Annotated in this window: 10 protein-coding genes; 4 read left to right on the top strand and 6 right to left on the bottom strand. The window is 69.3% G+C overall.

Annotated elements, in window-relative coordinates; all coding sequences use genetic code 11:
* Positions 1–21 precede the first annotated feature (21 nt).
* Together ACFU7D_RS26385 and ACFU7D_RS26380 are read right to left on the bottom strand one after the other, a co-directional pair.
* Positions 22–777, bottom strand: coding sequence for a hypothetical protein (locus ACFU7D_RS26385; protein WP_378872982.1), 756 nt, complete (start codon positions 775–777; stop codon positions 22–24).
* A gap of 14 nt (positions 778–791) precedes the next feature.
* The gene (locus tag ACFU7D_RS26380; protein WP_378872980.1) at positions 792–1,124 is read right to left on the bottom strand and encodes a hypothetical protein; all 333 of its coding nucleotides are present in this window, start codon (positions 1,122–1,124) and stop codon (positions 792–794) included.
* 79 nt (positions 1,125–1,203) lie between these two features.
* Here ACFU7D_RS26380 and ACFU7D_RS26375 point away from each other — a divergent pair, with 79 nt between their 5' ends.
* From ACFU7D_RS26375 to ACFU7D_RS26365, 3 genes are all read left to right on the top strand, one after another.
* Positions 1,204–1,881: a response regulator transcription factor gene (locus ACFU7D_RS26375; RefSeq protein WP_378724462.1), complete on the top strand. Its 678-nt coding sequence runs from the start codon at positions 1,204–1,206 to the stop codon at positions 1,879–1,881.
* Positions 1,878–3,215, top strand: coding sequence for an ATP-binding protein (locus ACFU7D_RS26370; protein WP_378872978.1), 1,338 nt, complete (start codon positions 1,878–1,880; stop codon positions 3,213–3,215). The genes ACFU7D_RS26375 and ACFU7D_RS26370 overlap by 4 nt, the downstream gene beginning before the upstream one ends.
* Before the next feature lie 143 nt (positions 3,216–3,358).
* Positions 3,359–4,129 carry an enoyl-CoA hydratase/isomerase family protein gene (locus tag ACFU7D_RS26365; RefSeq protein WP_378872976.1) on the top strand — a complete coding sequence of 257 codons (771 nt, stop codon included), beginning with the start codon at positions 3,359–3,361 and terminating at the stop codon, positions 4,127–4,129.
* 16 nt (positions 4,130–4,145) lie between these two features.
* Here the strand turns inward: ACFU7D_RS26365 and ACFU7D_RS26360 are convergent, their stop codons facing one another.
* The gene (locus tag ACFU7D_RS26360; protein WP_378872974.1) at positions 4,146–4,730 is read right to left on the bottom strand and encodes a hypothetical protein; all 585 of its coding nucleotides are present in this window, start codon (positions 4,728–4,730) and stop codon (positions 4,146–4,148) included.
* Between the two features lie 52 nt (positions 4,731–4,782).
* Between ACFU7D_RS26360 and ACFU7D_RS26355 the strand changes: the two genes are divergently transcribed.
* A complete protein-coding gene (locus ACFU7D_RS26355) occupies positions 4,783–5,232 on the top strand; it encodes a MarR family winged helix-turn-helix transcriptional regulator (RefSeq protein ID WP_378724455.1) in 450 nt (149 codons plus the stop codon).
* Between the two features lie 10 nt (positions 5,233–5,242).
* Here the strand turns inward: ACFU7D_RS26355 and ACFU7D_RS26350 are convergent, their stop codons facing one another.
* From ACFU7D_RS26350 to ACFU7D_RS26340, 3 genes are all read right to left on the bottom strand, one after another.
* Positions 5,243–7,468, bottom strand: coding sequence for an MBL fold metallo-hydrolase (locus tag ACFU7D_RS26350; protein WP_378872972.1), 2,226 nt, complete (start codon positions 7,466–7,468; stop codon positions 5,243–5,245).
* A gap of 148 nt (positions 7,469–7,616) precedes the next feature.
* Positions 7,617–8,186 (bottom strand): hypothetical protein, encoded by a 570-nt coding sequence (locus tag ACFU7D_RS26345; protein ID WP_378872970.1) that lies wholly within the window; start codon positions 8,184–8,186, stop codon positions 7,617–7,619.
* Between the two features lie 113 nt (positions 8,187–8,299).
* The gene (locus tag ACFU7D_RS26340) at positions 8,300–9,574 is read right to left on the bottom strand and encodes a DUF222 domain-containing protein (protein ID WP_378872968.1); all 1,275 of its coding nucleotides are present in this window, start codon (positions 9,572–9,574) and stop codon (positions 8,300–8,302) included.
* Positions 9,575–9,726 lie beyond the last annotated feature (152 nt).

Below are 9,726 nucleotides of genomic sequence, written 5' to 3'. Positions count from 1 at the left end.
CGCCGGGCCTGCGGTGCAAGGTCAGTACGCCTCGCCCAGCCGTGCTTCGCCGGCGCGGCGAGCCTCCGCAGATGAGACCTGCGTGACCGAGAGGAGCTCCTCGCGACCGCCGGTCTCCTTGTCGATGGTGAGCACCAGTCCCACCTCCGACGCGTAGTACTTGTGCTCCAGCACGTCGGGTTCGAGCGGCGTGGTGTCGGCGGTCAGCAGCAGGTCGCGGTAGTCGCCGGCGGGCACCGTCGCATGCCGGCCGGTCGCGAGGACCTCGCCCTCGTCCTCGGCATGGCCCTTGTAGAACTCCTGCCGGTAGCTCGTCCCGACCTCCGGCGAGGCGGGCATGATGACTCCGGCCCGGGCCGTGTCCACCCCGGCCTCGAACGACCCCTCGCGGGTGGCGACCTGTCCGCTCTCGAACTCGGCGGTGTCCTCGCCGAGGTACCAGACCGTGCCGGCCCCGTCCTGGGCGTACCAGTCGAGGGTGTCCTCGAGAACCTCTCCGTCGCGGGTGACGGTGTCGCGTACGACCCGGGCGGTGGCGCCGTTGGCGATCTCGTGGGTGACCGAGGTGGCGGTGACGATCACGTCGAGGGTTTCGCCGTCCTCGGTGGTCTCGCGGTAGGTCCAGCGCGTTCCCGGCTCGAGCGGGAACCAGGGGTTCGTTACCTCGGTCGTGAACTCGCTGGGATCGGTATCGGTCGCCTTCGTGGCGACAGGATCGGCGCCGCACCCGGTCAGCGCCACCAGACAGCAGGTGAGGGCGACGGCGAGGCGAGGCATCGTACGTCCTCGGGTCAGTCGTCGGAGCCGGAGTCGTGGTCACCGTCGGTGCCGACGACCTGGAAGTGCTCGTCGAGCTGGACGTCGACCTGGTCGCCGTTCTCGAGGGTCACCTCGACCTCGTACTTGCTCTCTTCGTCGTCGACCTCGGTCCCGGTGACCTTGCCGCCGCCGGTCTCGTCCAGCGCGGCCTGCTCGGCCTGATCGAGCGCGGAGGCGGGGATGGGCCGCTCGGTGGTGTCCTCGTCGCCGGACAGTGCACGTGCTGCGCCGACGGTTCCGGCAGTGACCACGGCCGCGCCTGCGATGACAACCGCGATGCTCTTGTGGTTCAGCTTGATCTTCATGTCTCTCACGCTAGGCCGATCTGATGAGGAGTCGATGAGGCTCTCATCCGGCGCTCATCTGCGCGCCTAGCATGAGCACGTGCGGGTGCTGCTGGTCGAGGACGAGGCGAAGCTCGCCGCGCTCGTCGCCCGCGGGCTCACCGAGCGCGGCGGCGTCGTCGACTCCGTCGGAACCGGCGCGCAGGCTCTCGCGTCGGCCCGCGGTGGCGAGTACGACGTGATCCTGCTGGACGTCATGCTGCCCGACATCGACGGGTTCGAGGTCTGTCGCCGGGTCCGTGCCGCGCGGGTGTGGACCCCGATCCTGATGCTGACCGCACGCACCGCGGTCGTGGATCGCATCGCCGGCCTGGACAGCGGTGCCGACGACTACCTGGCCAAGCCGTTCGCCTTCCAGGAGCTGCTGGCCCGGATGCGCGCACTGGCCCGGCGCGGCCCCGTGCCCAGGCCGGTGGTGCTGGAGGTCGGCGACCTGCGGATGGACCCGGCGGCGAGGCGGGCCTGGCGCGGGGCGGCCGAGCTGTCGCTGTCGACAAGGGAGCTCACCCTGCTCGAGGCCCTCATGCGACGGCACGACCAGGCGCTCACCCGCGAGCAGCTGCTCGGTCTGGCGTGGGGCGACCATCACGACGTCACCTCCAACGTCGTCGACGTCTACGTGCGCTATCTGCGCGCGAAGATCGACCGGCCCTTCGGCGTGAGCACCTTGCAGACCGTACGCGGCGTGGGCTACCGACTCACCGCGGAGACGTCATGAGGGGCTGGTCGCCGGCGCGGTGGCCGCTGCGCACCCGGGTCGCGCTCGCGTTCCTGGCCGCGACGGTGATCGCGGTCACCGGCCTCGGCCTCCTGGTCCAGCTGCGGGTCAGCGATGCGCTCGAGGACCGCCTGCGCGACTCGGTCGGAGCCGAGGCCGACCGGCTCGAGGCGGAGGACGGCGACCTGGTGGAAGCCGTCTCGGCCCTCGGCGGCGAGGTCCACGCCCAGGTCCTCACCGTGGGAGGTGAAGTCGAGGCGTCCTCGGAGCTCGTCGCGGGCCCGCTTCTCGATGCCGCCGAGCTGCGGGCGTCGGCCCGGGGCGGCTGGCTCGTGAAGACCGTGACCGTCTTCGACGACGACGCCGCAGCCGCGGGGCGACCTGATCCGGAACGGGAGCGGCTCCTGCTCCTGGTCAAGCCGGTCGAGGAGGGCTTTCTGGTCGTCGGTACGTCGCGTCAGGACGCGGACGAGGCCCTCACCACCCTGCGCAACCAGCTGCTGATCGCTGGTCCGATCGCCCTGGCCCTCGCCGGCGGGCTCGGCTACCTCGTCGCCGGCGTGGGCCTGCGGCCGATCGAGCGGATGCGCTCCCACGCGGCGACGATCTCGGCGCGCAGCGCCGGTGAACGCCTGCCGGTCCCGGAGGCCGAGGACGAGCTGCGCCGGCTCGCGCTCACCCTCAACGCGATGATCGGGCGCCTCGACGACGGCCTGCAGCGGGAGCGGCGGTTCGTCGCCGATGCCAGCCACGACCTGCGTACGCCGCTCGCGCTGATGCTCACCGAGATCGAGCTCGCGCTGGCTCGGCCGAGGACGCCCGAGGAGCTGAGGGTCGCCCTGAGCTCGGTCGAGGAGGAGGTGCGACGCCTGATCGCACTGGCCGAGGATCTTCTCGAGCGCGCCGGCTCCGGGGCTCTGTCCTTGCCGATCGAGTCGCGTCCGGTCGACCTGGTGGCCCTGGCCGGGCGGGTCGTGGAGCGGTTCCGGGCAGCCTCAGGAAGCCGTGGCCTCGAGCTGGTGGCGCCACGCCCCGTCGAGGTCCACGGCGACGCCACCCGGCTGGACCGGGCCCTGTCGAACCTCGTCGACAACGCGATCCGACACGGCGCCGGTGACATCGAGGTCCTGGTCGGTGCCGTGCCCGGCGGTGCGGTCCTCGCGGTCACCGACGAGGGTGACGGCCTGCCGGACCACACCTGGCCGCAAGACCCGGGTCTCGGCCTGACGATCGTCCGCGAGATCGCCCGGGCGCACGGCGGCACGATCGACCTCGACCGCGTCGACGGCCGCACCTGCGTACGTCTGGTGGTTGCGTCGCCGCAGGATCACTAGCGACACCGACCCGCTCCGGGAGGAACTGGTCGCTGCGGCGAGACCCTGACGCGCCGGGGCGCGGTCACACCAACGCAGAAGGTCCTCTACGTTGGTGTGCCGCGTCGCCTGACGCGCTCCTGCCCGAAGGGATCAGCGAAGCCATGAACGTGAACGAGCCAGGTGTCGGTCTTAGTGTCGACGGTGCGGTGGCGACAGTGCTGCTGGACCGTCCTGACGTACGCAATGCGCAGCATCCGGCGATGTGGGCGGCGATCGCGGGGTTCCTCGACTCGCTCCCGGACGAGGTGCGGGTCGTCGTGGTGCGCGGTGCCGGGGGCACGTTCTCGGCCGGGTTGGACCTGTCGCTGGTCGACCCGGGTCAGACCGAGGTGGAGGGCAGCCTGGTCGCGACGCTGGCGCGGAGCGACCAGGAGGTCATCGACCTGATCGGGGAGTACCAGCGGCCGTTCGCGGCGCTGGCCGACCCGAGGTTCATCTCGATCGCCGTCGTCGACGGGTACGCGATCGGTGCGGGCTTCCAGATGGCGCTGGCGTGCGACCTGCGGATCATGGCCGAGGACGCCTGGGTCTGCATGAAGGAGCCGGCGCTGGGGCTGGTCCCCGACCTGGCCGGCACGAAGCCGCTGGTCGATGCCGTGGGCTACTCGCGAGCGCTCGAGATCTGCGCCACGGCTCGTAAGGTCGGCGCCGCGGAGGCCGAGCGGATCGGCCTGGCGCAGAGCGTCGTGCCGGCGGCCGAGCTCGACGCCACTCTCGCCGACCTGGTCGCATCGCTCGTCGCCCACGACGCGACCGCGGTGCGGCGTACTCATGAGCTCCTTGCCGCTGCGCAGGCCAGAAGTCTTGACGAGCAGCGGCTGGCCGAGCGGACCGCCCAGGTGGGTCGGCTCCGCGCCGTGCTGCGGGGCTAGCCGTCGGCCGGGCCGGCTATGACACCGGCTGTCCGTGGTCCACGAACTCGATGTCGACGGCGAGCTGGCGCAGCCGGGTGCCGAACCAGGCAGCCGCCAGGCAGATGACGAGGTACATCGAGACCGCCTGGGTCGCGTAGTTGGGGTAGTGGAGCACCCAGATCACGTGGTCGTCGGTCGAAGCCGGGTCGGCCCAGATGTAGGGCATCATCCAGGCGATGAAGCCGCCGGTCAGCTGGGAGGCGACGAAGATCAGCAGCGCTTCGCCGGCCCGGCCCCACCACTGACGAGGCAGCTCGCGACGGAGCGCGGGGCCGACCTTGCGCACCAGGCCCGGCCGCCATCCGGCACCGGGTGCGACCCGGGCCGAGAGGCGGGGTGCCACCGCGATCAGCAGGAAGGACAGCACCAGGAACGCGGTGATGCCGAACGAGGTGATCCCCGGCACCAGGGCGACCCGGCTGCGCATGAGCCCCGGGGTCAGCAGCAGTGCCGCGAGCGGAGCACCCACGAGCAGGGCGGCGACGTAGCACCGGAGCAGGGCGCCGGCGAAGGTCAGGGATTCCGTGGTCGCCCGGGGTGGCGACAGCTCGATCTTCATGGCCGGAGACTAGCCTGTTATTTCACCAAGGTGAAACAAATTAGGAGCCCACATGTCCGAGGACGGCAACCGACTCGGTGCGGAGCTGAGTCTCCATGTGGTGATGTTCCACGAGGCCATCGCCCGCCGGCTGGGTGTCGGCAACAGCGAGCACAAGATGCTCGACCTCGTGGCCCGTCACCCCGACGGCATCACCCCCGGGGAGCTCTCCGCCGCCACCGGCCTGAGCAACGCCGCCGTCACCAAGATCGTCGACAAGCTGGTCGCCGCGGACTACGTACGCCGCGAGCGCAGCTCCCGCGATCGCCGGTCGTTCCGGATCCACACCACACCACACTTCCAGCAGACCTCACGTCCGACGGCGGCCGGGCTCGCCCAGCGGATCGAGCAGATGAACCAGGGCTTCGATCAGGACGAGCTCGCCGCCATCGGACGCTGGGTCACCGGCGTGATCGAGGCGCTACGCCTCGAGACCGAACGGCTGGAGTCCGAGGACAGCTGAGGCGTCGCCGTCAGTCGGCCTCGAGAGCGGGGGAGCCGTCGGTGGGGATGACGATGGCGCTGGCCGGGGTCAGGTCGACCCGGTAGGTCCCGCCCGCGCTGACCGTGGCGAGCACCGCCTCCGCCTCGGCGCGGCTCCCGAAACGCTGCGTACGCAGGATCTCGGTGACCTCGGGGCGGATGGACTCGACGGGGCCGACGCCGGGGAGGAAGCCTCCGTAGGAGTCGAGGACGTCGAGCTCGAACTGGACGTACCAGCCGTCGGGGTCGTGGACGAAGCTGTCGATCTTGATGTTGATGCCGTCGGCCAGGAGCGGGATCCGCGGGTTGCGGTTGAGTGCGCGGTCGTAGCCGTGCTGCACCTGGCCGCCGTCGACCAGCCGGACGCGTACGTCCTGGGCGCCGTTCTCGCGGCCGGGCTTGAACGGGCCGTAGGTCTCGATGCTCTGGTAGCCGGGCTGGGTGTCGGCGATGGCGTTGGTGGCGGTGGCGTACCTCTTCTCGAGGTAGTTGACCCATTCGCCCGGGACCATCGCGTCGAGCATGGTCAGCTGGCGGTCGCGGTTGGCCCGGTCGTTGTTGTAGGCCTTGAGGGCCTGGTAGATCTCGACCAGCGGGAACTGGTTGGCGTGCTGGCCGGTGACGTAGTCGGGTGCGACGCGCTGCTGGAGCCAGGCGAGGTTGTAGGGGAAGCCCAGTCGCTGCCAGCCGTTGGTCGGCGAGACGATCTTCGGGCTCCAGCCGTAGCCGCCCATGTAGCCGAAGGTCAGCCGCCTGCCGTCGCGAGGGTCCTTCACCTCGAACACGAACGAGGCCGACCCGGGGGTGTGGCCGGGCGACCACAGCGGCATCAGGCGTACGTTGCCGAAGTCCATCCACTCGTCGTAGACCAGGAAGTCGCTGCGTTCCCTGATCAGGGTCTCGGTCGCCGGCAGCGCGGGTGGCAGGTTCCAGGTGTTGCCCACGGCGTCCTGCCCCAGGCCGACGATGTCCTCGCGCGGCGAGTGCAGCCGGACCGTGCCGCCGGCGTTCTCGATCATGGTGACCAGCTCGACCGTGGTGCCGTAGTGGTCGCCGTGCCCGTGGGCCATGATGATGTCGTCGATGTCGCGTGGGTCGAAGCCCATCGCCTCGATGTTCTTCCAGTACTGGTAACCGCTGTTGGGCCAGCCGGTGTCGAGCAAGACCAGCCGGTTGTCGCGCCGGTTCCGGGTGCCCATGTCGGTGTTGAACAGGTAGCAGGACACCTCGTTGTCGCCGACGAAGTAGAAGGTGTCGGGCACGATCTCGAAGGGCTCGGTGCTACGGGTGTAGGGCGCCGCGGCGACACCGGTCGCGACGATGTCCACGTAGCGCTGCCCCGAGACCGGGTCGACGCCCTTGTCGGTGAGCAGGTCGCTCTGCGTGGGTACGTCCCACACCGGCTTGCCGTCCGAGGCGTCCTGCGGCGTGAAGTAGAAGATCTGACGCACCCGGGCGTCGTCGGCCTCCCGGAAGTCGCGGTCGAAGACGACGAACGCGGCCTGCCGGTTCGTGGTGCTGTAGGCGTAGTCGCGCGTCACCGGCACCGCGGCGAACGTCGAGGGCTGCGAGGCAGACCAGCTCGACGTGTCCACTCGGTAGACCTCGACGTCGGGCGCGACCCGGTAGGTCTCCTCGTAGCGCTTGCTCGGCCGGGGGAGCGGGCGACCGGCGATGTCCTCGGTGACCTGCCGCCCGTCGCCGATCGTGATGGTCCGGGCGCTCTTGGCGTAGACCCAGCCGGCGGCGACCATCGCGCCCGGGCTGCCGTCGCGCGGGGCGAGCTCGGGGCCGTATCTCTGCGTCGCGAAGACCGGCCTCGCCGACTTGGTCAGCACCGTGTGGAAGGGCTGGGTCTGGTCGTCGTCCACGACGACCTCGCCGCGCTTGACCACGAAGTCGACGAGGGTGCCGTAGGTGATGCCGGCAGCGATCTGCTCGGCGGCGCTGGGCCGTACGCGCTGGGTCACCGCCAGCCGGTTCCCGCCCTCGGCCAGCACCGGCACCTCGACGACTGCCTGGGTGCCCTGGTCGACGACCTTGGGCTCGCCGATGACGAACCCGACCACCACCCCGTTGCGCGTGAGCCTCCGCTCGGGGACCGAGGCGGCCTGTGCCGCCTGCTGGATTCCCGGCCCGCTCGCGGCCAGCGTGCCGCCGCCAACGACGCTCGCGCCGACCTTGAAGAGTGAACGCCGATCGAACTCCATGCCCATGCGATTGCCCTCTCCGCGATGGCTCTCCCTGGAGGGAGGCCGCTGGATCCGCAGCCTAGGAACGGCGTGGAACACGCGTCCAAGCCCGTTTCGGACTGACGTGATGCCAGCCGGACATGACGACGGTCACACGCATGCTGGAAGCGTTCTAGGACCATCGCGGCCAGTCCTCTGGAGTGTCGACCGACGGCTGATCGACCACCCATTGGCGGAAACGGTCGATCTCGGCCTGGTAGGCAAGCGGTGGGTAGCTGCTCCAGTCCTTGACTCCCGGCCAGAGCAGCTCGACCTCGACGTCGTTGTCGCGCGCAGTGATCGAATAGAGCTCCCGGTTGTCCCTTCGGGAACCGACCACCATCCCGTTGAGAACGTGATCGCAGGTGAAGGTCTCGAACCCATCGCGGCCGGAAGCGGCCGCGCCGGGTGTCAGGTATGTCGACATGAGGAACTTCAGCCAGGGCACCATGTGGTTGGCCTTGTCCCCGCCGTCGTAGCTCAGACAGCAGCCCTGGGGGCAGGCCGACCAGTTGGACCATCCGCGAGGCGCCGTTCTCTGGAGGGCCAGCGCAGCGGCGTTGTCGTTGTCGAGTGCTCGCAACCCGGTTTCGCGGCGGTCGACGTAGACCGAGCCGGAGATCCGGTTGATGAGCTCGCGTTCGTCCTCGTTGAGCTCAGGCAGGATCTGGAGGTATCCGACGAAGTCTGTTTGGTATCCCATGGGCGCCACGATTCCCGGCTCGCAGTTGTCGAGCAAGGAGCGACCTCGAGGCTGTGGATAACTCGGATCGAGGGCAGGTTGTGGACGGAAAGTGGCCCGCGGTCTGATCGGAATCAGGTGCGGCGGGTGAATCGGATGGTGCCATCTGGTAGTCGCTCATGGACGTACGCCGGGGCGTGTGCCAGACGATGGTGATGCGGACACAACAAGACCCCGTCCTTCAGGTTGGTCCTGCCACCTGCAGCCCAGGGATCGAGGTGGTGGGCGTCGCACCATTCGGGGGGCATGTCACACCCTTCGGCCTGGCAGCACTTCTGCTGTAGCCGCAGCGCCTTGCGCTGGATCGGTTGGAAGAACCTGCTGGCCCGGCCGGCGTCGAGGACCTCGCCGTCACCACCGAGGACCCAGGGGATGATGGTGGCGTTGCACGCCAGCTTGCGGGCTTCGGCGGCGGTGATCGTGGTCCCGTTGGTCTCGTCGTAACCCAGGGTGGCGATGCCGAGGTCCTTGCGGAGCTCCTCGAGACTGATGGCCACGTTGATGGTGGTCGCATCCCCACCGTGGCGGGGCAGGCCGGCGGGGTCGAGGGTCTCCAACAGGCGGGAGAACCCCTGGCCCATTAACCTCTCCCACGGCGGCAAGCCTGCACCTTTCTCGACCAGTTGTTGTTTGCGGGGTTGGGCGTAGGCCTCGACGAGTCGTTTGAACCGCATCCCGATCGAGGTCGGCAAGACGCCGTCGAACCCGGCGGTTCCGTCGTGGTTGTCCCAGACCCGGAGCGCGGTCTTCTGGTGGGCGCGTTCCTCCTCGGCGAGGAGGGCCTTGGCTTCGGCGTCTTCGAACCGGGCGGGGTCGACCTCGGTGAGGATCTTCCGGCCGATGATGCGGAGCTCGTTCGCCGTCATTTGGGTCGCGTAGTCCGCGAGGAGCTTTTCGGCCAGGGCCAGGTCCTCGGCGCTCGCGACCGGGTCGGCATGGACCTTGTCCAACGCCCGGGTGATGACGCGGGCTTTGTCCAGAGACACCACGCCTTCGGCCAGACCGGCTGTGACGAGGTCGTACTTCGCCACTTTGGTCGCCAGCTTGATCTGGGAGCTGGCCACACCCTTGTCGAGGAGGAGCTCGGCCCGCATCCACGCGGAGGCATCCTTGTCTCCGGTCTCCTCGGCGATGTCGCCAGCGGCCGCGAGCACCCGGAGCCTCACCGCGGCCTGCATGGCCTGGAACTTCTCCAACCGCTCCAGCAGGCCCTTCTTCTGCCCGGTGCGCCAATAGGCAGGGTCGCTCGAGAGCAGGTCGCGGAGGGAGGACTCGATGGCCTGCAGGGCGGCGTCGATCGCGTCGCTGGGGTTGGTGCCCCAGGGGTCGAGGTCGTGTCCGAGACTCATCGCCAGCCCTTCCTTCAAGAGGTGTTGTGATGGGTCTGACTCTACGCCTCAACGACCCTCGTTGCCATCTATTTTCCCAGTTCAAACCCTGTTTTCGCGTTGAGCGAACGTCCTCGCTCCTGTGGATGGTAAGTGGCCCGAAGGGCCACCAC

This window comes from Nocardioides sp. NPDC057577, assembly GCF_042801335.1.
Classification (GTDB): Bacteria; Actinomycetota; Actinomycetes; order Propionibacteriales; family Nocardioidaceae; genus Nocardioides.
This window is presented reverse-complemented; position numbering and strand designations above follow the sequence as displayed.